The following is a 21926-nucleotide window of genomic DNA, read 5'->3' as shown; positions in this document are numbered from 1 at the left end:
TTTACCAGACGTAGGCGAGAACTTCTCCGCCTACGCCCTTCTCCTCAGCCTGACGGTCAGTCAGCACACCGTGGGACGTGGAAATGATAGCCACGCCCAGGCCGCCCAAGACCTGTGGCAGTTCGGTGGACTTTGCATACACACGCAGACCCGGCTTAGACACGCGACGCAGACCAGACAGGGAACGCTCGCGGTTGTTGTACTTCAGCTCGAGGGACAGGGTGTGACCCTCGACGGTGTAGTCAGCGATGTAGCCTTCCTGCTTCAAGATGTCAGCAATGTTTGCCTTCAACTTGGAGGTAGGCATCGACACGACGTCGTGGTGTGCGTTACTTGCGTTACGCACGCGCGACAGCATGTCGGCAATAGGATCAGTCATAGTCATATGAGTGACCGTGTACCTTTCTCGTTGCGGTTCCCGTGCTCACCAAAGCGTTTTCCGTGTGATTTCGGGCTACTCACGCTCCTCACGGTCAATACCGCAAGGCGCTCGCCACCCTTTGATTCAGACAACGGTCCGCTATAAACGGCGAGGGGCCTACAACAAAGTTGATGTTCAATTCTTTTTCGGCTCTGCGTTTTGCCAGTTCAACACGCCAAACCCGCAAGGCTTCGCGCGTGCACCGGCTGCAGCGCAGGCACGCCGGAACACTTTACGCCATATCCTGCGGTTTTCCAAATAAATCCCCTGCATTCATTACAGTCGGATACAGCGCCACATAGTTGAGGAGTAGTTGAGATGAATACCGAGAACGAAGATCCGATCCGCACCGCCCACCAATGGCTCGAAGAGGCCGCGCGGCTATTAAACCTCGAGCCACACGAGGCCACGGCGCTGACCCGGGAACTGCTGGACTTAACCAAGGACGTGGCCCATACCCAATCGCGGCCGGCAGCACCGTTGACGGCGTTCGTGGTGGGGTTGGCATCGGCAAGCACGGCAGAAGCCAAGGTAAATATCGAAACCCTCAAGGAGGCGCTGAAGTAATGGCTGGACGCAAGAATGCCACCTTTGCCGTCACGAAGGTCCGCCTGGGCGAGCATGCGCAGGTAGATACCCGCGCCGATACCGTCGCCGGTGAGGAGCCGCTTGAGATTCGCGTGGGCGGGCAGACCATCACCACCACCATGCGCACCCCGGGCCACGATATTGAGCTGGCGCACGGTTTCCTCCACTCCGAGGGGCATATTGCCGCGCTTTCCGATGTCACCACTGCCCGCTACTGCGCCGGTTCCACCGTCGAGGGCATGAATACCTATAACCTGCTGGACATAGACTTGGTGAAGAATACGCCGTTGGACTTGAGCGATCTCCGCTTAACCACGACGACGTCGGCCTGCGGGGTGTGCGGCACTTCGTCCATCGAGGCGCTGGCGAAGAAGTCTCGCTACCCCATCCCCCAGATCCCCGTGGACCCACAGCTGGTGGTCCAGCTGCCGGAGAAGCTGCGCGCCGCCCAAAAGGAATTCCGCAAGACCGGCGGAATCCACGCCGCCGGCGCCTTTACCCTCGAGGGTGAGCCGGTGGTCATCCGCGAGGACATAGGCAGGCACAACGCCGCCGATAAGGTCATTGGCCACCTGCTCATGGAAGAGCGCCTGCCCGCCGATGACCTCATTTTGGTCATGAGCTCCCGCGCCAGTTTCGAGCTGGTGCAAAAAGCCGCCATGGCCGGTTTTGGCATGCTCGTTGCCGTCAGCGCCGCCTCTTCCCTTGCCGTAGAGACCGCCCGCGAGACCGGCATGGCGCTGGTGGGCTTTGCCCGCGCCGATCGCTTTAACCTCTATTCGGGCACGCTGGCCTAGTCGCGGTAGTCCTCTGGCCCATTATTGAGCCAGGCGTACACGCCACCGATGAGCAAGCCGCCGCCGATGAAGTTGCCAATCCACACCAGCGTCCAGTTGAGAGCAACATTGCCAACGGTCAGCGCTGCCGGCAGCGGATCGCTGCCGAAGAAGGTGAGCGCAAAGAGGCAGAAATTGGCAATCACGTGCTCCAGGCCTAGGCCCACGAAAATGCCGATAATCGGGACGATGACGATGAACTTCGACACGATTTCCTTGGCAAAGACCGCGCCAACGATGCCCATATTGACCACGAAGTTCGCGGCCATGCCCTCTACAAGCATTCCCTGCGGGGATTTGGTCAGCTTGCCTTCAGAGATGGTGACCAACAGGTGCGAGGGATCCATATTCGCGAGCTTGGCGGACATCCCCATGACGGCGGCAAAGATGATGGCGCCGACAAGGTTAAAGATCGTGGTAATAAGCAGTACGTAGAAAGCCTTACCCCAGGACAAGTGCTTCTGTATCGCCCCGTAGACCATGTACATCATATTGCCCGTGGCCAGCTCCGCACCGAGGATAACGATGGCGAAGAGGCCTAGGCCGAAGAACAGGGCAAAGGTCACGGACCCCAGGCCCGGGGCAAGCCCTTCCACCGCTTGGCCAACGACGCCGGCAAATACGGTGCCGATGCACAGATACACACCGGCGAGGATTGCGCGGACAGAAAATCGTGAAAATGATTGATCGAGTAGGGCGGCCTTTTTCAGGGATCCGGCCTTGGCAGCTTCGTTGAGAGACACCGTTTTTTATTTTCCTTATTTAGCTGTACTTATACGGACAAGAGAATCACGGATTATCGTAGCGCGTTATGCATTCACCGCGTCAATAAAACTAAACAGAAATTATTACTATAAACTTGGTTCACACCCACCCCTATCGTCCCTAATGTCCCTATTTTTCCTCGAAGGTCGCATGGACCACCAAGACCGGCCACGGAGGGAGAGGCCCCAACGTTCTGCGGCGCGATCGCGCCACTCGGCGGCATCAGAAAGCAACACTGCCGCTACGTCTTATTCCCGCAGGACCCGCAGCACGCGCCCCCGGCCATCGAGCAGCGACGCCATAGGAGCCCAGCCTAGACGCTCCGGCAGGCACCGTTCCGACGATCGCGATTGGCGCAAGGCCGAAAACCACGCGCGACGCATTCAGCGCCGCTACCCCAACCGTCGCCTCAAGGAGACCTCCCTGCCCAGGCACCGGAAGAAGCCTTCCGGATGGGATCGCGTCAAAGATGCGTGGAAGTCGTCCTGGGTCCTGCGCATCGCCGCCGGCATCGTGGTCACGCTGCTGGTCATCAGCTCCATCAATCGCAGCATCAGCCCGCCGGAAGGCCTGGAGACCAACGAGGTCACTGCGGAACAAGCCCCCGTCATCGAGCCATCCGCCGCGGTAGAGATGTTCATTCCCGCCATCGATGTCCATGCGAAGTTCGACGATGACAATTGCCGCGTGCTCGATGGCGCCATCAACCCTGACACCATGGATAAGGCCTGCACCTATACCGCCGATGATCGCCCGTATTCCCTGCCGGGAACCAATGCCGAGGATATCGTCGTCATCGCCGGCCACACCGGCGCGGGTGTGCCTGCCGTATTCAATAAGCTTTACAATGGCGCCGCCAACGAGCACAAGGTCAGCATCGGCGATAAGCTCTACGTCCGCACCAAGAATTCCGACCAGAACTGGCTCATCTACACCGCAACCGATCTCCACGACCCCGATAAACAGGGCCTGGCCGGTGACTCCAGCGTATGGGGCGAGGACGCGATGCCAGGCAGGCTGCTGACGATTAGTTGCATCCAGCCCGCCAACCCCCTCGAGGCCGCCGTGCGCAATGCCGTTGTGGGATGGCAATACGAGGGCACCACCCACACCGCGAAGGACAAGAAGGCTTAATCGCCGGCCACTCCTCCGCCGCCTACTCCCCGCAGTCCCTACTTCCACCGCCGGAAGTAGGGACTTTTCATATCCTCCCTTTTCCCAGCGCACAGGTATATTTCCCTCACCTCACTATATGTACCGATAACGGTTTGCAATAGTGTAATATTCGTTTGAATCTACATAAAAGTTCACTGCCTTTAACCTTGGGAGAACCTTATGCCTTTGCGCACCTCATTTGCGCGCTTTGCCACCATAGTGGTGGCCTTGGCGCTCGCGTTATTCCACGCTCCCCTCGCCCTCGCTGGCGATGCCCCGATTGTCCGCACCCAAACACACGTGGATTCCCCGCACGCGGTGTGGCAGGACGGGAACTTCAAGCTCATGTCCAATAGTGCGGGCCTAGTCCCCATCGAGGACACGATCAACTGGGTGAGCCACGGCCGCGTCGACGGCGGCCTAGGAGCCTATGCCTGGCGCGTGCCCGATGACCCACGCTTTGAATTTCTTAAGGCCAAGACAAACCAGCTCATGTACTACGGCGGCCCCGCGGTCGGCTTCCCGAAAAACACCATGCCCATCTGGGCTGGGTTCGGCGCCGCTGCAGATCTACCTACCGATCAATTCCGCGATAAGTCCTTCAACATGGAGATCGTGGACTTTAAGGGCCCCGGCCGCATGGAGCTATTTAGGTACAACGGAGAGGACTACCCCCTCAACCGACTCTGGTCCTCCCACGATCCGGGATTCCGTACCACATGGGTTAACGCGGGAACGCATACGCATAACGCTACGACGTTTACCCGTCCCGGCCACTACGAGGTCACCTACCGCGCTTCTGCGCGAAAGAAGGATGGCACCTTCATCCACTCCGAGCCACAAACCTTAGTCTGGCAGGTAGGCGGGACCAACCCCGCCGAGCGCACGATTACCGATCTTGATGCTGCCTTTAACGACGCCAAGTCTGAAGGCTCCGCAGCCGAAGATTCCGAGTCCGATGCCCCTATGTTCAAGATGGCTCCCTCCACAGCCGATACCAAGGGCGCGAAGGAAGGCATCCTCACCACGCTGTCACTCGATACGGGAAATGCCAAAGACACCGGCCGCGCCGTCTTCACCATCAATGGCCACTACCTTGCCGAGCGCAAGGTAGAAGGCGGTAAGGCATCGTGGGATGAAATGATCGGTGAAGAAAAATCCGACTTCCAAGCCATCTTTATCCCAGACGATGACGCCCCAAGCCCACGCTGGGTATCCGAACCCGTGGAGTTCTGGACCAGCGCCGTCACCGTCAAGGAAAGGGCCGCTAAAGATGACGAAGCTTTTACAACGAAAAGCGGCGAGCTTCCTACTCCCGAAATGGAAGAGATAGAGCCGTTTGAGACAGAGCCCCTTAAGATCGAGAGCCCAGATATCACCGTGTCCACCAGCGAGGTATACGGCGATGGTGACCGCAATATCGACATCACCGTAGAGCCCGAAGATGACCGCACCACGGTGCGCGTTACCGGCGGCTTCTACAAGGTAAATGGCGAACCGATGACCAACCTACCGGAAAAGCATATTGCAGATTGCGAAATCGGCTTTACTTCCGGGCCAGGACAAAGGACGAGCAGGCAACTCATCGATAGCTGTAAGCAGCCCGGCTACCAGCTCATGCTACGCATCGTTCCTGATTCGCGTTCCGATGCCGGCGGCGCCACGCTATTTAGCCATACTCACAAAGAGGCTTATAAGCCGATAGCTGAGACCACCGTCTCGTTCGCAGATGCTCCCGATTCCGCGGACACGCAGGAACCAGAAGGCTCGGAGAATCCAGAAGACTCCAACACACCAAAGAAGCCGCAAGGTTCGGAAGAAGCAGAAGAGTCAGAGGGTTCCACCCCAACCGAAGAGTCTTCCCCTGAAGCACCTTCCACGACCCCGAAGCCTTCTGTCCCCAATGTCCCCAAACCCAAACCGCAGGGCCCGAAGGATAAGGACACCCCCAACAAGGAGCTCAATCTGCACCGAGGCCACGTCGATATCGCCCCAATCCACGAGGACGGTGAGCTGCACCTAGGCATCAAGGACGAGACGAATCTGTACCATATTGGTGCAATCTGGCGTAAGCCTTCCGATGTCTTTTTCACCGTTCCCAAGCAGGTCAAGACCACCTTGAACAAGGACATCCCGCACTTTGGAAAGAAAGGCAGCGCAGCCTACGTCCTGCCAGAGACACAGCGCACCGGCGTGGTGTGGCCTGGGATAAGCACCGAAGATGCGTACCAGGACACCAAGAAGGACTACACCTTTACTTTCACCCCCGTCAAAGCCCCGAAGGACGGCGAATGGTTGGCATATCTGGCTGATCAAACCGGCCTAGACCAGCGCCTTGCCGGCAGCGATGGTACGCATTCCTATACCACCGAAGGCCCTGACCACATGCACCTCAACTGGGCATTCAACAAGCCCGGTACGTATGAAGTCGGTGTCACGGTCGCCGAAAAAGACGGCAAAACCGCGAAGAAGGCCGTTCTGCGCTTCAAGGTAGCTACCGAGGATTCATCATCTGCTACCCCACCAACCAAGGGCAATGACAATGCGACCGAAGGCGGCTCCAATGGCAGCACCGACGGCACAACCGACAACAACGCCCCATCGAAGGAACCAACCCCAGAGTCAACGGACCCCGCTCCCAGCGAAGAGCCTTCCAAAAAGCGCGAGATCACCAAGGGCCACATCGACTTCGGGCCAAAGGTTGTGGACAATAAACTTGGCTTCTATGTCAACGAAGACAACCGCCACAACGTGCCTGAAGACGTAGCGTTGCGCATTCACGATGCGCAACGCGTGCCGGTCGCTGACTCTCTGGCTAAGACGCTGTCCTTTACCGGAATGGTAAAGACTGGCTCAACGATTTACCACCTGCCATTACAACAGGATCACAATGCTGTGTGGCCGGGATGGGACACGATCAAGGTCGGGCAAGACTACCGTGACGCTGCTATCGAGGTTCGTCCTAAGTCAGCGCCTACGGACGGACAATGGTGGGCCGGCCACACTGCCTCCCTGAACACACCGGAACGGACCTTAGCCGATAGCAACGGTACCCATACGATTAAGGGCGTTGAGGATGGTCCTTTTCATGTCCACGCGCACTGGATCTTTACCGAACCAGGCCGCTACGAGATGGACATGCGCACCGTCAACAACAACGGTGACAAACTCACCGACTGGCACACCGTGACCTTCCTCGTAGGCGATTCAACCACCCAGCCCGGCGGAAAAGGCGCTGACAAAGAAAGCGATGAGGAAGAGGGCAAGCCCGCAGACTCCTCGAAGGATAAGCAGCCAGGCGCTACCAAGCCAGATAACGGCTCGAATAGCACCGGCACTAATAAGCCGGGCTCCAAAAAGTCCAAGGCTTCTACCTCGTCCGGATCGAATGCAGGTGCCAAGGGAAATAGCACTGGGAAGTCGGAGGGCTCCAGCAAGTCCACAACCGCTAAGGGTGCAGCAGGCGGTGGCTCTGGTCCGGGCTCCGGATCCGGCGGAGGCTCCTCCAGCTCCCACAACGGTGCACTAGCCTCCACGGGTGCCAATATCGGTTGGGTACTCGTGCTCGCCGCACTCTTTATTGTCGGCGGCATAGTGTTGGTGAAAAAGCGGTCTAAGGACAGTCAGTAGCCCTTAAGCTCCGGGGTTCGTTGCACCGCCCCACTGCAACGAACTCTCACCGGGGAACTGCTCCACGACCTTAGACCCCAAGAAGCATCTACTTCTGACGCAGAGATCGGCCCCGAGCATGGTCGCTTACCAGTTCGGGCCGGGCTCATTTTGCGTTTTGACGTGGTTATTTACGCACCAAGCTTTTAACCTCTGCCCGAATGGGGCGGAAACTAAACTGAACGGTTATATTCAGCATGTTAAAAATAGTTCAATGGATTATGCTGGGTGCCTACCTACCTTTCTGGCTCATTCCCTATTATCGAAGAAACACTATGCAAATTAAATTTATCTAACTGTTTACGGGTTCTTGGGAAAGTCAGTAGAAATTGAGCCTGTATGCAGTGATAGCCCGACTACATAATGGAATAAATTGACCGCTAAGAGAAATTGGGTCCACGTGAATCAACATGGTACCCTGAGCAATTTATGACCAATGGACGGGCGAAGGTTCCCCGTAAGAAATGTGATTAGCTTTGTTTAGCCGTATATCGAAATCTGCTTTAACTCCTTTCATCATTCTTGTATCCACTTCTCTAGCAGGCTTTTTCTGGGGAGAATTAAGGGTCTTCCCTATTGCTGTGGCGGTAATATTCTTGGCTCTGTACAACGCCTCTATACGTAGAGATTTTTACCCAAGATCGGAAGCTGGGGTATTTTTCGTCGGGTTTATACTATCGATTTTTGGTGGATTATTGAATGATTCAAATTACACATTCTCCCTTGGGCTAATGATAGCTTCGACGTTCCTTTTGTTTTTAAATCTTAATAAGGAGGGCCCAACCCGACCTAGGAAGTGAAATGGCTGGCCATAAAGCTTTTACCATGACCGCTGACATTCCCATCTATTTTTGCCATCCAGGATCGCCGTGGGAACTAGGCAGCAACGAATACACCAACGGCAGGCTCAGGAGAAACCTTCCCAAAAACAGTGACCTGTCCATCTACAGCGCCGAGGACCTGGAGATGATCGCCAACATTCACAACCACAAACCACGCAAAGCACTCAACTGGCGCACCCCAGCCGAAGTCATGACCAACGCCCTGACACAAACCGGTAGTATCACACCAAAGTAACCATCATCGCTGCAACGACCCCTAGAATGCAAGGCTGACATTAAAACTAGAAAACCCCAACTCCTTGTAGGGAGTTGGGATTTTTGGCGCTCTATTTACTTGAACGGGAAGCCGAGCTCGCGCAGGAGCTTACGGCCTTCTTCGTCGTTGGTAGCGGTGGTAACGACGGTGATGTCCATACCACGGGGACGATCGATCTTGTCGATGTCGATTTCGTAGAACATGGACTGCTCGGACAGACCGAAGGTGTAGTTACCGTGGCCGTCGAACTGCTGGTCAGACAGACCGCGGAAGTCACGAATACGTGGCAGCGCGATGGTCAGCAGACGGTCCAGGAATTCCCACATGCGGTCGCCGCGCAGGGTAACGCGTGCGCCGATCGGCATGCCTTCACGCAGCTTGAAATTCGCGATGGACTTCTTTGCGCGACGCAGCTGTGGCTTCTGACCGGTGATAGCGGTCAGGTCCTCGAGAGCGCCATTGATGACCTTGGAGTCACGAGCAGCTTCGCCAACACCCATGTTGACGACGACCTTGGTGACGCCAGGGATCTGCATGACGTTGTCGTAGTTGAACTCTTCGTTCAGGTTCTTGCGGATTTCCTCGCGGTAGCGAGTCTTCAGACGCGGGGTGTAGTTCTCGCTCATTTTTAGATGTCCTTCCCGTTGCTACGCGCGATACGGACCTTTTTGCCGTTCTCGTCGAAACGGTAGCCCACGCGGGTCGGGTTGCCCTCGGAGTCAACGATCGCAACGTTGGACACGTGGATCGGAGCTTCTTGGGTAACGATTCCGCCGGACTCGGCGCCACGCTCGGTAGCGGAGTTTGCGACGTGCTTCTTGATGCGGTTAACGCCCTCAACGAGGACCTTTTCGCGCTTCGGGTATGCCTCGATGACCTTGCCCTTCGCGCCCTTATCTGGGCCCGAAATGACAATCACCATATCTCCCTTATGGATCTTCATAAGATTAGATCACCTCCGGTGCTAGAGAAACGATCTTCATGAAACGCTTGTCACGAAGTTCACGAGCAACCGGGCCGAAGATACGGGTACCGCGAGGTTCGCTATCGCCCTTCAGAATAACTGCAGCATTCTCATCAAAGCGGATGTAGGAACCGTCCGGACGACGGGTTTCCTTCTTCGCGCGGACGATAACTGCCTTAACTACATCGCCTTCTTTAACGCTGCCGCCTGGAACAGCGTCCTTGACGGTTGCGACGATAATGTCGCCGATGCCAGCGAAGCGTCGGACGGAGCCACCGAGAACGCGGATGCACAAAAGCTCACGTGCACCAGAGTTGTCGGCGACGCGCAGACGCGATTCTTGCTGAATCACTATGGGTCTCCTGACCTGGATTGATGTGCGACAAGATTTCCGTCCTTGCCACACGCGGTCTACAAACTTGCTGTGCTCGAGCCTTTACAACGAACACGTAAAAGCGTCGATGGGTCTCGGACCGGCGATTCGGAAACGCACCGCTACGGACCGACCAGCTCTCGCAACCTATACATTGAACCACATGGCTTAGCTACTTCCAAAACAGTGCAAACGCAGCGCTTTGACTCCGCCAATCACCCCATAGAGGTGTAGCACTTTAAGAAACACCCCTACACGGTAAAACCGTAAAAAGGACTGGCTGTGCCGGTCGGGAACAATTCCCGGCCGGCACAGCCTTTTTCTATGCGCGTTAAAAATTCCAAGGGGAAGGCAAATGAGGGATTCACGGCTGCCGGGCTCAATGCCCTAGAACCCGATAGCCCTTCCCTACCCTCATTAGCCCCTCCCCACGCCCTCTCCGCTCCTAAAAGGAGCATCGCAAAGCTTTTGCGCCCTGACACACAACTAGACCCCGCCTGTACAATTTTGCATAGTAAATCCTATTAAATTCCCCCGATTATTTATGCACGGTCTATATTTTTCCCGGGCCACCTGCGGAAATGCCAACCCCCAGCGGCCAGACCAACCCTCGAAACACAGAGATTTCACTCCGTACAACTTGGTCTATATAGTTGAACCGGGTAGTCTATTAGGCGTCCACTTTTACGTCTACTATTTAAAGGTTCCTCATGTCACGCTCTCTATTTACAAAAATTGGCGCATCGGTAACCGCTGCCGCAACCGCACTCACCCTGGGCGCTTGCGCTAGCGATAATGAAGACGACGGCGATACGGATACGATTCAGGTCGGTACTTCCCCAGGGCCATATTCCGAGCTTTTCAAGGACGGAATTGAGCCAATCCTTGAAGATGAAGGCTTTAAGGTCGATTACACGGACTTCTCCGAGCTGCGACAGGCAGATGTCGCTCTATCCGAGGGGCAGATTGATCTCAACGTAGACCAGCACACGGCGTACATGAACGTCTACAACCAAGAGACTGGGTCCGAGCTGACCAACCTCACCGATATCCCCACCGTTAAGACCAAGATTTACTCCAAGTCCCATAAGTCCATTGATGATGTGGATAAGGGACACACCGTTGCCATCCCGCAGGACGGTTCGAACCAGACTCGAGCATTCCGCCTTTTGGTCAAGCTTGGCTGGCTCACCATGAAGGACGATGCTGACCAGAACCTCTTGACGGTCAATGACATTGAGGACAATCCGCACGACCTCAAGATTCAGCCGATGGACTCTGCTACCATTCCGCGCTCCATGGACGATGTTGACTGGGGTATTATCCCAGGCTCCATCGCTTATTCCTCCAAGGTCGATCCTTCCCTGGCCCTTGGGGAAGAAGACCTCAGCGATGACCTCATCCTCCAGGCCGTCACCACGGAAGACAAGAAGGACGCCGACTGGGCTAAGGCAGTTATTGAGGCCTATAAGTCCCAGGAGTTCCTCGACCACGTCGATAGCGTGAACGAGGAAAACTACTGGTTCGTCCCAGACTCGCTCAAGAAGTAATACGGAACTTTCTCCATGCTTGATGTTGAATTTCGCGACTTAGGCAAGACCTTTCGCACCAAGTCGGCCTCGGTGACGGCCCTGGAAGGTGTCAACTTGGACATCGAAAAGGGATCCATCTTCGGGGTCGTCGGCACGAGCGGTGCCGGCAAGTCCACCTTGCTGCGCACCATTAACGGACTGGAAAAGCCCACCGCTGGAACGGTCAATGTTCTAGGCCGTGACCTTAATGCGCTGTCCAAGAAACAACTGCGCGAGCTGCGCGGAGAAGTGTCCATGGTATTCCAGCACTTCAACCTGCTCGATACGCAGACGGTGGCCCAGAACGTGGCAATGCCGCTCATCCTGGCCAAGACCCCGAGGAAGGAAATCCAGCAGCGCGTCACTGAGGTACTAGAGATGGTGGGGCTTGAAGGGCGCGCTCAATCGCTGCCTAAGCAGCTTTCTGGTGGTCAGCGACAACGCGTCGGGATCGCCCGCGCCTTAATCACCAACCCAAAGATTCTGCTGTGCGATGAACCGACATCAGCCCTCGACCCGCTAACGACTGACCAGATTCTGGATCTCATCGTCCGCGTGAACCAGGAACTGAATATCACCGTCGTCATCATCACGCATGAGATGGGTGTCATCTCCCGCATCGCGGACACCGTTGTGGTCATGGAGGACGGCCATGTCATCGAAAATGGTGCCGTAAGCGGCGTCTTTTCTGCCCCGCAGCAACCCCTGACGCAGCGGCTCGTGGAGACCGTACTCCCGCAGCACCTTCCAGCGTCGGTGCAAGACACGGTCAATGCCTCCCACTATGACCGCGTCCTGCGCGTCACCCACCACAGCGGCGCGGCAAAAGGCCTTGTCAACGGCTTGGTGCAACGGGGCATCGACACGGATCTTATCCACGCCTCCGACGTGGCCCTGCGCGATGGCACGGTTGGCACGCTGGTGCTCGGGCTCGTCAATAAGGATGAAGCTGCGCTTAACGATGCCGTGCAGTGGATACAGCAGCAGGGCCAACTCAACGCAGAGGTAGTGAACTAATGGATTTAACTGAGATCTTCGATACCAAGGTTTCTATCGATCAATACCTAGAGGCCGGCTGGCAAACCCTTTATATGGTGGGCATTTCCCTCTTTTTAGGAACGATCGGCGGAGTTGCCCTGGGAATCATCCTGGTACTTGCTAATCCACAGGGCATGTACCCCAACCGCGTGCTGTTTAGGATCACTGACTTCCTCGTCAATACGGTGCGCTCCTTGCCGTTTATCATCTTGATGGTGGCGATCGTCCCGTTCACGCGCCTTATCGTCGGCACTTCCATTGGCATGACCGCGGCGCTGGTGCCGCTAACCATCTTCATCGCGCCGTTTATGGCCCGCCTCATCGAGCAATCGGTGTTGGAAGTTGGCGATGGCATCCTCGAAGCTGCGGAATCCATGGGCGCTTCCCTGTGGCAAACCATCCGTTATTTCTTGCTGCCAGAGGCTAAGGCCTCGATCATCTTGGCGCTGACCACCTCCACCATCACGTTGATTTCTGCCACTGCGATGGCCGGAACCATCGGTGGCGGCGGCGTCGGTGACTTGGCGGTCTCGTATGGTTATCAGCAATTCGATACCGTAGCCATTATCCTCACCGTGATCATCCTCATCGTGGTGGTACAAGCAATCCAGGGCTTGGGCAATGCGCTCGCCCGCCGGGCTCGCAACGGGGCCTAAGACACACAAACAAGTAAAAAGGCTGGGGTTTATCCCCAGCCTTTGTCTTGTCCGTCCCTTAAGACGTAGCTTCCTTTGTAGAAGGTTTCGATGTCCCCTGCTGAGCCTTCGGGTCAACGGTAAATAGGTCCGTCCCAGAGCCAATGAGTTCACCCTCGCGGAAGGCCGCGGTGGGAATAACGGGACCGGTCTTCTTGGCATTGGACACAACGATCGGCGTCGTTACCGGCAGGCCTGCTTCCTTGATGGCCTCGATATCGAATTCAGCCAGAACCTCGCCTTGCTTGACGGTATCGCCCTTATTGACATGCGAGGTGAAGTGTTCGCCCTTGAGGTTTACTGTATCGAAGCCAATGTGCATAAGGATGTCAATCGGCCCCACCGCTGGGTCGTCCACGCGCAGGGCGTAGGCGTGGTGGGAAGGAAAGGTCACGGTGATGGTGCCATCTGCAGGCGCGACGAGCTTGCCCACCGTCGGTTCGATGGCAACACCTTTACCCAGCTTGCCCCCGGCGAACATGGGGTCCTTAACTTTGGATAGGGGCAGGGCATTTCCCTCTAGCGGAGAAAATATTGTCGCGGCATCTGCGGCGGCGGAGCCAGCGGCAGCAGACTCCTCAGCAGCCTCGGCGGCCAAAGCCTGCGCAGCGGGAGGGTTGACCTCATCAGGATCAATGGTGCCGTTGCGGTGGATGAGCACCTGCCCGTACAGGTAGGCCCCGATGAAGGCTACGGCGAAGGAGATGACACCACACAGCAAGAAGGTTGGGACAAAGCGGGGAACGGAGACGAAACCGATGAAGCCGGCGGCGCCGAGGGCATCCGCAAGCACGCCAAAAATGGCGATGAACGTAGAGGCGATGGCTGATGCCGCCATACCGATATAAAACGGCCACCGCAGCCGCAGGTTAACGCCGAAGATCGCGGGCTCAGTAATACCAAACAGCGCCGAGATACCGGAGGCACCGGCCAAGCCCTTGAGCTTTTCGGAGCGCGCCAAGAAGTACACGGCCAAGGCCACACCACCCTGGGCAATATTGGCCATCGAGGCAATGGGGAAGATGAAGGAACCGCCCTCATTCCACAGCATCGTCTCAATGGGCGGGAAGGATTGGTGTAGGCCGGTAATGACGATCGGCGAATAAACCAGACCGAAAAGGAAGCCCGCCACGGGACCGGCAAAGTCATACAAGTTGGCCAGCCCCATACCCAACCACTCACCGGTGGTGCGCAAGATTGGGCCCAGCCCCATAAAGGTAATAAAGCCCGTCACCAGCAGGGTAAGCAGGGGTGTGAGCATGAAGTCCACGGTGCCCTTGAGGTGCTTGTGCAGGAACTTTTCAATCGTCGCCAGGATCCAGGCGATGACCAGAATGGGCAAGATCGAGCCCTGGTAGCCAGCTTGGGCAACGTCGATGCCAAAGATATCCCAGTAGGGCATCTCGCCATTTTCAATAGCCTCGGCAACGTTATAGCCGCTAACCAAATCCGGCATGACCATCGCCATGGCCATACCCGCGCCGAGGAATTCATTGCCGCCAAAGCGCTTAGTAGCAGTAAAGCCCACGAGGATGGGCAAGAAGGCAAAGGGAGCGGATGCCAAGAGGTTGACCAGTCCGGCAAACCCTTCCCACGAAGGATACATTTCGATGACGGATTGATCCCCAAATAGTCCCGGCGCGGTCAGCACATTATTTAATGCCATCAACAAACCGCCGCCGAGCAGGATAGGGATTAGCGGAACAAAGATATCGGCCAAGACCTTGACCGCGCGGGAAAACCAGTTGCCGGATTCCGCGGCAATATCCTTCAAGCGATCGGTGGACACGGCGACGTCCTTGGAAATGGACTTTGTCATTTCCTGAAAGACGATATTGACATCGCCCGGTCCCACGATGACCTGGAACATGCCACCGGCTTCGAAGGTGCCCTTCAGATCTGGATCGTTGTCTAGCGCTGCGGTATCTACCTTGTCCGAATCATTCAACACCATGCGCAAGCGCGTGGCGCAGTGGGCAAGGGCAATAATATTATCTTCGCCGCCTAATGCCTTGAGGGTGCGGGCGGCAACCTCTTTATGCTCCATGGACCAACCTTTGTTATTTAGGTCATATTAAATGACCGAATGTGATTGACTACTTCCCATTTAAGTCTGTTTGGACCCAAATGTCCACAAAGCAAAAAGTTGTCGATCTTAGTTCCGCAGTGTCTTAGTCCAGCGGTTCCCATGCCTGCCACGGAGCATCGCCAAAGACCGCGAATGCCGCGGCAATGCGACCACCGCCGGCAAAGACTTCTATGGCGCAGCCATCAGCAATCAGCCGCATTTCTCCATCGGGGCACGCGATCGGCTCGCCGCCGTTGAAAGAGATGCTGCCACCGCCTTGCACCACGCGGAATGCTTCCTTCCCGGTGGCATCGACAAGCGCATAAGCCCCCTCCCCTGTTACATCAATGGTCGAGCCAAAGCCCTCCCTGCCGCCGGTTTCCGGCAGTGCAGACCACAGCGGTTCTTGGCGCAGGTAGTTATCCTCCAGCCACAGCCGCCGCGGAATAGTCAAGGTATGCACCCACCCCTGCGTTGGAGTTTCATCATGAGCGGGCATGCCCATCCAGCCCAGCAGGATATTTTCCTCGGTCGCCTGCGGCGCATAGAACTGCGTGCCGTGATCCAGCAGGGTAAAGCCGCGCTCAACATGAAAATTTAGCCCATCCAAGGTCCCGACGACGTAGCCGCAACGGTCCGTTTCATCCTGTGGGCAGAAAATGAGCACGTGCTTATCCCCAAAGGTCAGCAGGTTGGGACACTCCCACATATAGCCACCGGGAAGCTGCGCGGGATCATCAAAAACAAGCTCTCCCTGTAAATCCCACTGCTTTAAATCCTGCGAGTAATACAGCACGATGGTTCCGCGTTCGTCTTCCGTTTGCGCACCAATGACCATGCGCCATCCCTCCCCAGCGCGGGAAATATGGGGATCGCGGAAGTGGCCGGTATATCCCTCCGGGGAATCAGCAATAAGCGGGTTAGCGGCATCGCGGACATAAATCCCGCCTTCCGGCCCGGAGGGGTCCATGACCCGCACGCGATTCTGTGAGGGGATGCGGCGCCCGGCTTCTTTCAGGTTTCCGGTATAAAAAAGCCACACGTCAGTGCCGTCAACCACGGCCCCGCCGGAGTAGCACCCATCCTTGTCATAGGGCAGGTCAGGATAGAGCGCATCGGGGTAATGCCGCCACGGATTGGGCGCGGACACCGTGGTGGTGGCGTGACCCCAGCCAGTCCGCTTGGGCTTGTGCGGAAAGGCAGGGTCATGCTGGTAATAGGCGTGCAGAATATCGCCATCCACAAAAAGGCCATTGGGGTCATTGAGGCGTCCAAGTGGTGGGGCGAGGTGAAAGTTCGGTCGGTGGTTCATGTCCCCGATACTATGGAACTATGACTATTCATGTGTGCGGCGAAGGCCTCGTGGACTTGGTTCCGGTATCCCCCGGCCGCTTGAATGACCTCACCCCGGCGTTGGGCGGCGGCCCCTTCAACGTGGCCATCGCCGCGGCGCGCTTGGGCGCGGACGTGGAGTTCCAATCGCGGATTTCTACCGATGGGTTTGGCCAGGAATTATTCCGGCGCCTTGAGGAAGAAGGCGTGGTAACCGCCCACGTGCAGCGCGGCGAGGAACCGACCACCCTGGCGGTGACCACCATCGCGGATAACGGCACGGCCTCCTATAACTTTTATGTGGAAGGCACCGCAGATCGCTTCGTTGAACCCAAACTAGTTCCTGCAGATATCGCCTGCTTCGGCACCGTTTCCTTGGCCTTGGAGCCGGGTGCTTCCCGCTACGCGCAGCTGCTCAAGGACTTCGCCGCACAGGGAACACTCGTCGCCCTTGATCCCAACATCCGGCCCTTTTATGCCACCGCCGCGCATAAGAAATTCTTGGCGGATTTGCTGCCACACGTCTCTGTGCTGAAGTTATCGGATGAAGAGGTGGACTTTTTAGGCGAGGACTTCACCTCCCAGGTCCCCATCGTGGTCACCACCCGCGGCGGCGATGGAATTAGCGTCAGGGCTGGGGATATTTCCCTCGACGTTCCCGCAGCCGCGGTAGAGGTCACCGATACCATCGGCGCCGGCGACACCATCATGGCCGCCCTGTTGGCGCAACTGGATGAACGCGACCTCGATGCGGACAAGGCCGCAGCACTAAGCGCCGAACAGTGGCGCGATATCCTCCACTTCGCCGCCACCGCGGCCGGCATCACCGTCTCCCGCACCGGCGCCAATCCCCCACTGCGCAAGGAAGTAGAGTCAGCCCTATGAGCTACACCAAACGCACGCTGTGGATACACCTGGGCCTATTCCTCTTAGCATTCCTCGCCTTCATCCTCCCCGTCGTCGTAGGTACCGCAGCCCTGCTCCCACTGTGGCTCTCGGGTGGAGTAAGCATCATCCTTGCAGCGGGCGCGCTTATCGATGCCGCCTTTAAGTTCTTCGCCCCAGCCTCCCCGCGCAGCCTCAAACTGCTATCCGGCATCGCCGGCATCGTGCTGCTGGTGGGCTGGGGAATCTGGATCTACATCTACGGCAACATGGCGGCAGTCGGCACAGGAACCTACCGCATCGGCAATTTCCTGCTGAGCGTGGGCTGCGTGCTCAACCTCTTCATCATCGCCATTTCGGTTTTGGATATCCGCCGGTTGGCGCGGCAGTAGCCGAACCAAGCGCTCCTGGCGCTTAGCGCGGGGAGCGCTTAGTTGTCGCTGGGGAGGACGCGGCGGGGGACGATAATGGGGGCATCGCCAAGCGGGTCGTCCCAGGCCTCCGCCTCGATGCCATAGGCCTGCGCCAATACCTTTGGAGCCAGCGCCTGCTTGGGTGCACCGCGCGCGATGATATCGCCGGCCTTCATCACCACCATGGAATCGGAATAGTGGCCCGCGAGCATAAGATCGTGCAGGACCACAACCACCGTTTTGCCGGCGCGCGCCTGTGCGCGAGCCAGCTCCAGCATGCTCATGGCGTGGGCGGGGTCGAGGAAGGTGGTGGGTTCATCGAGAAGCAGCACCGGCGTATCCTGCGCCAGCGCCAAAGCCAGCCACACGCGCTGGCGCTGCCCGCCCGACAGCGAAGCGATATCGCGGTCGAGGAAGTCCACAATCTCCGTGGCTTCGCAGGCCTGGGCGATGATCTCCCGGTCCGAAGGAGAAAGACCGCGCATCCTGCCCTGATAGGGGTGGCGCCCGCGCGCGACCAACTCGCCTACCCGCAATCCATCGGGGGCCACGGGGTGCTGCGGCAGCAGCGCCACCTGCTGCGCGGCTTCCTTCGCGTTCATCGCATGCAGGTCAGCCTCCCCGACCATGACGCTACCCTGCCGCGGGGCCAGGATTTTAGACAGCGTCTTGAGCAGCGTGGACTTGCCGCAGCCATTGGGCCCGATGAGCGTGGTGACCTCACCGGCGCGGGCATGCAGGTCGACGCCGGAGAGGATATCCTCGCCGTCCTTATATCCCGCATGGATGCCGGTGGCTTGGAGGCTGCACCGGCGCTTCGGGCTCGTGGGCTGATTATCCGTCATATCTTTTCCTTCATCCACGTACGAGTGTGTAGCACTATTTGGGTGGCGGGCTGGACTGAACTTCGCTGTGCCGCGCCACGGCTTTTAACTGCGCCGGGCCGCATTCCACACCAATACCACCAGGGCGCAGCCGCCGATGACCGAGGAAACCGCACCCACCGGGGCGTTGACCGGTATCGCGCCGGCAATGACGGCGCACACGGTCAGCAGAGCCGCGCCCGCGGCTGCCGATGCCACCGGCGAGGGCGTAGGCGTGCGCGCCACCATCCGCGCCAGGTGCGGTGCCAGCAGGGCGATAAACCCGATGGGTCCGACGACCGAGACCACCACGGCGCAGATGCCGGTTGCCGCGATGAGCAGCAGGGCGCGCTGGCGGGAGATATTGACGCCCAGGGTGGTGGCAGAGGAATCATCGTGGGCAAGCAGCGGCAGCTCCCGCGCGCACCAGATGCCTATGGCGAGGAACGGTGCCAGGGCCACTAGCAGGGGAACGATGACCTCCATGCGCACAAACCCGGTCGATCCCGCCAGCCACGTTTGTGCCTCAGCCGCGCGCAGGATCTGGGCGCTGCGCATCAAATACGCCACGACGGCCTGAAACATTAGCGATAAGGCAATGCCAACGATGACGATGCGGTTGCTCGTGCCGATGCCACCCAAGACGGCGAGGAGGATGACGACGAGGAGGGCGCCGATCATCGCCAAGCATGCCCGCCACCAGAAGTCCGGAATGCCGTCCGCGAAACTGGGGCGCGAATGCACAGTGCCCAGCACTACCAGGACCGATGCTCCACCGGTCACGCCCAAGATATCCGGTGATGCCAGTGGGTTGCGGGCCATGGTCTGCGTCCATGAGCCGGCCACGCCGAGGGCGGCGCCGACGATGACGGTGGCGATGGCAACAGGCAGGCGCAAGTCCCAGACCACCCTGATGTGGCTCTCGCTGCCGCCGCCGGTGAGCACATCGAGGACCTGCCGCGGGCTCAGGTCCAAAGGCCCTTGCCCCAGTAACACCAGGTACGCGACGAGGGCGATAAGGGCAAATACCAGCGTGGCGGCGAGCACGCGGACATGCCTGCGACGCTGCTGCGCTTGCAGGGTACTGCTTATTGTTGTCATGCGTTATCGCCCCACGCTCTGCCCACGCCGCGGTGGGCGCCCCAAATGAGGAAGGGCGCGCCCACGATGGCAAGCACGATAGACATCTCTAGCTCCGAGTTACCGACGATGAGCCGACCGATGATATCGGCGGCGAGCACGGCGCAACCGCCCAGGAGCGCGGAGGGCAGGATCATCGTGGCAACGCTGGGGCCAACCACCCGCCGCACGATGTGGGGAATGGCGAAGCCAACAAAGGCGATGGGACCCGTTGCCGCCGTCGCGCTGCCGGCCAACACCACGACGCTTAGCGCCGCGCCTACGCGCGCGGTAGTGGGGGATCCGCCCAAGGCGAGCGAGGACTCCTCCCCCATGGCCAAAAGGTCAAGCGGCCTGGCCGCCATCGCCGCGCACGCTAGGCCGATGAGCAGGCCAATACCCGCAATGGCGACGTCTTCTGGGCCGCGCCCAAAGGTCGAGCCGATGGTCCAGCGCCGCATGCTATCGAGGACGTCCGTGGAATACAGGCCGATGATCACCGCTCCCGATCCCAGGGCGGCGGAGACGCCGGCGCCGACGAGAATGAGCGTCAGTGGATCCTGGAACCGCCGCGAGACGGCCAGAACCAGCAGCGTGGTAATGCCCGCGCCAACGAGCGCGAGGGTGGTGCGCATGCCGGTGGTGGTAGCAATGCCAATGGCCGTGCCCAGGGCAACGAAGAACGAGGCGCCTGCGGTAATACCGATAAATCCGGGGTCCGCCAGCGGGTTCCTGGTCCACGATTGCGCCAAGACACCGGCGACGGCAAGGGCAGCGCCGGCGAAATAGGCCAAGAAGGTGCGCGGCATGCGCAGGTTCCACACGATATCGCGGATATCCTGCTCGCCTGCCCCGCGCAGCGCGGCGATGACCTCATCAGGCGGAATGGAACGGGAACCCAGCGCCAAGGACGCCACCGCCAGCACGAGGCTGGCGAGAATCAGGGCAACAAGGAACGTCGTGCGACCCTTTCCCCGCGCCATCACCGGTGTGGCTGTGCGGCTTTCCGCCGTGGAACCCGTCTGGATAGTCTGGCCGTCCTTCGTGGTTGCTGACAATTACAGCTTCTCTTCAAACTTATCTATTGCCCAGGGGATGGTCACTGGGTTCGGCATGCTCATGGCGTTGCCGGTATCCATGTCCAGGTAGCGCACGCGCCCATCCTTGACAATATCGAGGCCCTGGAAGGTCTTATCCTTCTTCAAGACATCCGCGGAGCCGTTGTAATCCAGGACAAAGAGGTGTTCAACCTGGTTGAGCTTTGCGTAGTTTTCCGGGGCAATGTCAACGAAGAAGCTGCTGCCATCGCCCTTCAACTCTTCGGGGATCTCCATGCCAAGATCCTCGATGAACTGTCCGCGCCCGTCCTCATCGGTGTACAGGCCAATCTTTCCGTCATAAGGCATAACGATGGCCGCGGACTTGCCCTGCAATTCGGTGTGCTCGCGGCGGAATTCCTCGAAGGCCTTTTCGGTGTCCTTGATGAGCTTTTCGCCGTCGTCTTCCTTATCCACGGCGTCCGCAATGGCCTCTACCTGCTTTTCCCAGGGAATCTGCCAGTCTTCATACCCATCCGGCTTGACGGTGGTCGGCGCGATTTCTTCCAGGGATTCCTTCGCGCGAGCATCCACCGCCTGGTTCACCGCAATGATCTTGGTGGGATCGGCAGCGGTGATCTGCTCGAAGGTCTCCGCGGTGAAACCGGTTGCGGTGTTGTAGATGGTCTCAGGTTTGGCATCGCCAAGCAGCTTCTTTGACCAAGGGCCAACACCGGAAGGATCGCCGTCGCCCTCAGCGCCCCATGGCGCCACCGTCACGGGAGTGATGCCCAAGGCGAGCAGCGTATCGGCATCGCCGAGGCCCAGGCTAGCCACGCGCTCCTCGCTGGCGGCTTCGGTGGACGACTGCGTGCTTTCATCGCCCTCACCGCGCGAACAACCAGCTAAGGCTACGGCTCCGGCGGACAGCAGTGCCACAACACCCATGGTGCGGCGTCCGAAAATCTTCATGAGACTAACCCTTTCAATAAAGGAGGTAAATGACGTGGCATATCCTATCCCCCCCGAAAGAATT

Annotated in this window: 21 protein-coding genes; 10 read left to right on the top strand and 11 right to left on the bottom strand. The window is 58.2% G+C overall.

Going from position 1 to position 21926, the window contains the following annotated elements; genetic code table 11:
• Nucleotide 1: 1 nt before the first annotated feature.
• Nucleotides 2–385 carry a 30S ribosomal protein S8 gene (gene rpsH / locus HMPREF1261_RS04505; RefSeq protein ID WP_005276990.1) on the bottom strand — a complete coding sequence of 128 codons (384 nt, stop codon included), beginning with the start codon at nt 383–385 and terminating at the stop codon, nt 2–4.
• 354 nt (nt 386–739) lie between these two features.
• Here rpsH and HMPREF1261_RS04500 point away from each other — a divergent pair, with 354 nt between their 5' ends.
• Together HMPREF1261_RS04500 and fdhD are read left to right on the top strand one after the other, a co-directional pair.
• A complete protein-coding gene (locus HMPREF1261_RS04500) occupies nt 740–988 on the top strand; it encodes a DUF6457 domain-containing protein (RefSeq protein ID WP_023030121.1) in 249 nt (82 codons plus the stop codon).
• Entirely contained in the window at nt 988–1806 is an 819-nt protein-coding gene (gene fdhD, locus HMPREF1261_RS04495) for a formate dehydrogenase accessory sulfurtransferase FdhD (protein ID WP_023030120.1), read from the top strand. The genes HMPREF1261_RS04500 and fdhD overlap by 1 nt, the downstream gene beginning before the upstream one ends.
• On the opposite strand, the gene HMPREF1261_RS04490 is transcribed toward fdhD, so the two are convergent.
• On the bottom strand, nt 1803–2588 hold the full coding sequence (locus HMPREF1261_RS04490) for a formate/nitrite transporter family protein (protein WP_005276977.1): 786 nt from the start codon (nt 2586–2588) through the stop codon (nt 1803–1805). The genes fdhD and HMPREF1261_RS04490 overlap by 4 nt on opposite strands.
• A 145-nt stretch (nt 2589–2733) precedes the next feature.
• On the opposite strand from HMPREF1261_RS04490, the gene HMPREF1261_RS04485 reads away from it, so the two are divergent.
• From HMPREF1261_RS04485 to HMPREF1261_RS04475, 3 genes are all read left to right on the top strand, one after another.
• A complete protein-coding gene (locus tag HMPREF1261_RS04485) occupies nt 2734–3744 on the top strand; it encodes a hypothetical protein (protein ID WP_023030119.1) in 1011 nt (336 codons plus the stop codon).
• A 201-nt stretch (nt 3745–3945) separates the two neighbouring features.
• Nucleotides 3946–7395: a choice-of-anchor M domain-containing protein gene (locus HMPREF1261_RS04480; RefSeq protein ID WP_023030118.1), complete on the top strand. Its 3450-nt coding sequence runs from the start codon at nt 3946–3948 to the stop codon at nt 7393–7395.
• Nucleotides 7396–8235: 840 nt separating this feature from the next.
• Nucleotides 8236–8511 (top strand): IS30 family transposase, encoded by a 276-nt coding sequence (locus HMPREF1261_RS04475; RefSeq protein ID WP_005281271.1) that lies wholly within the window; start codon nt 8236–8238, stop codon nt 8509–8511.
• 95 nt (nt 8512–8606) lie between these two features.
• Here HMPREF1261_RS04475 and rplE read toward each other — a convergent pair whose 3' ends face one another.
• From rplE to rplN, 3 genes are read right to left on the bottom strand one after another with little or no spacing between them, the layout of a single operon-like run.
• Nucleotides 8607–9158 carry a 50S ribosomal protein L5 gene (gene rplE, locus HMPREF1261_RS04470; RefSeq protein ID WP_005281269.1) on the bottom strand — a complete coding sequence of 184 codons (552 nt, stop codon included), beginning with the start codon at nt 9156–9158 and terminating at the stop codon, nt 8607–8609.
• Between the two features lie 2 nt (nt 9159–9160).
• Nucleotides 9161–9475, bottom strand: a complete 315-nt coding sequence (gene rplX / locus HMPREF1261_RS04465) for a 50S ribosomal protein L24 (RefSeq protein ID WP_005276967.1) — start codon at nt 9473–9475, stop codon at nt 9161–9163.
• A 4-nt stretch (nt 9476–9479) separates the two neighbouring features.
• Nucleotides 9480–9848 (bottom strand): 50S ribosomal protein L14, encoded by a 369-nt coding sequence (rplN, locus tag HMPREF1261_RS04460; protein ID WP_005276965.1) that lies wholly within the window; start codon nt 9846–9848, stop codon nt 9480–9482.
• A gap of 731 nt (nt 9849–10579) precedes the next feature.
• On the opposite strand from rplN, the gene HMPREF1261_RS04455 reads away from it, so the two are divergent.
• From HMPREF1261_RS04455 to HMPREF1261_RS04445, 3 genes are read left to right on the top strand one after another with little or no spacing between them, the layout of a single operon-like run.
• Nucleotides 10580–11419, top strand: coding sequence for a MetQ/NlpA family ABC transporter substrate-binding protein (locus HMPREF1261_RS04455; RefSeq protein WP_023028291.1), 840 nt, complete (start codon nt 10580–10582; stop codon nt 11417–11419).
• A 15-nt stretch (nt 11420–11434) separates the two neighbouring features.
• Nucleotides 11435–12457 carry a methionine ABC transporter ATP-binding protein gene (locus HMPREF1261_RS04450; RefSeq protein ID WP_023030116.1) on the top strand — a complete coding sequence of 341 codons (1023 nt, stop codon included), beginning with the start codon at nt 11435–11437 and terminating at the stop codon, nt 12455–12457.
• On the top strand, nt 12457–13134 hold the full coding sequence (locus tag HMPREF1261_RS04445) for a methionine ABC transporter permease (protein WP_005281257.1): 678 nt from the start codon (nt 12457–12459) through the stop codon (nt 13132–13134). The genes HMPREF1261_RS04450 and HMPREF1261_RS04445 overlap by 1 nt, the downstream gene beginning before the upstream one ends.
• A gap of 58 nt (nt 13135–13192) precedes the next feature.
• Here HMPREF1261_RS04445 and HMPREF1261_RS04440 read toward each other — a convergent pair whose 3' ends face one another.
• Nucleotides 13193–15220 carry a sucrose-specific PTS transporter subunit IIBC gene (locus tag HMPREF1261_RS04440; protein WP_023030115.1) on the bottom strand — a complete coding sequence of 676 codons (2028 nt, stop codon included), beginning with the start codon at nt 15218–15220 and terminating at the stop codon, nt 13193–13195.
• A 124-nt stretch (nt 15221–15344) separates the two neighbouring features.
• On the bottom strand, nt 15345–16553 hold the full coding sequence (locus HMPREF1261_RS04435) for a glycoside hydrolase family 32 protein (RefSeq protein WP_023030114.1): 1209 nt from the start codon (nt 16551–16553) through the stop codon (nt 15345–15347).
• Nucleotides 16554–16573: 20 nt separating this feature from the next.
• Between HMPREF1261_RS04435 and HMPREF1261_RS04430 the strand changes: the two genes are divergently transcribed.
• Nucleotides 16574–17458 carry a carbohydrate kinase gene (locus HMPREF1261_RS04430; protein ID WP_023030113.1) on the top strand — a complete coding sequence of 295 codons (885 nt, stop codon included), beginning with the start codon at nt 16574–16576 and terminating at the stop codon, nt 17456–17458.
• Entirely contained in the window at nt 17455–17850 is a 396-nt protein-coding gene (locus HMPREF1261_RS04425; protein WP_023016742.1) for a hypothetical protein, read from the top strand. Before HMPREF1261_RS04430 ends, HMPREF1261_RS04425 begins: the two co-directional genes overlap by 4 nt.
• Before the next feature lie 38 nt (nt 17851–17888).
• On the opposite strand, the gene HMPREF1261_RS04420 is transcribed toward HMPREF1261_RS04425, so the two are convergent.
• The 4 genes from HMPREF1261_RS04420 to HMPREF1261_RS04405 all read right to left on the bottom strand — a co-directional run bounded on the left by HMPREF1261_RS04420 (nt 17889) and on the right by HMPREF1261_RS04405 (nt 21862).
• Nucleotides 17889–18716, bottom strand: coding sequence for an ABC transporter ATP-binding protein (locus HMPREF1261_RS04420; RefSeq protein ID WP_023030112.1), 828 nt, complete (start codon nt 18714–18716; stop codon nt 17889–17891).
• A gap of 84 nt (nt 18717–18800) precedes the next feature.
• Nucleotides 18801–19835 (bottom strand): iron chelate uptake ABC transporter family permease subunit, encoded by a 1035-nt coding sequence (locus HMPREF1261_RS04415; protein ID WP_023030111.1) that lies wholly within the window; start codon nt 19833–19835, stop codon nt 18801–18803.
• Complete coding sequence (locus tag HMPREF1261_RS04410; protein WP_023030110.1) at nt 19832–20911, bottom strand: iron ABC transporter permease; 1080 nt, start codon at nt 20909–20911, stop codon at nt 19832–19834. The genes HMPREF1261_RS04415 and HMPREF1261_RS04410 overlap by 4 nt, the downstream gene beginning before the upstream one ends.
• Nucleotides 20912–21862, bottom strand: a complete 951-nt coding sequence (locus tag HMPREF1261_RS04405; protein ID WP_023030109.1) for an ABC transporter substrate-binding protein — start codon at nt 21860–21862, stop codon at nt 20912–20914.
• Nucleotides 21863–21926 lie beyond the last annotated feature (64 nt).

Origin of the sequence: Corynebacterium sp. KPL1818 (assembly GCF_000478135.1) — a bacterium.
Taxonomy (GTDB): Bacteria; Actinomycetota; Actinomycetes; order Mycobacteriales; family Mycobacteriaceae; genus Corynebacterium; species Corynebacterium accolens.
Note: the sequence above shows the minus strand (reverse complement) of the source record. Positions and strands in the feature narration are given on the sequence as shown.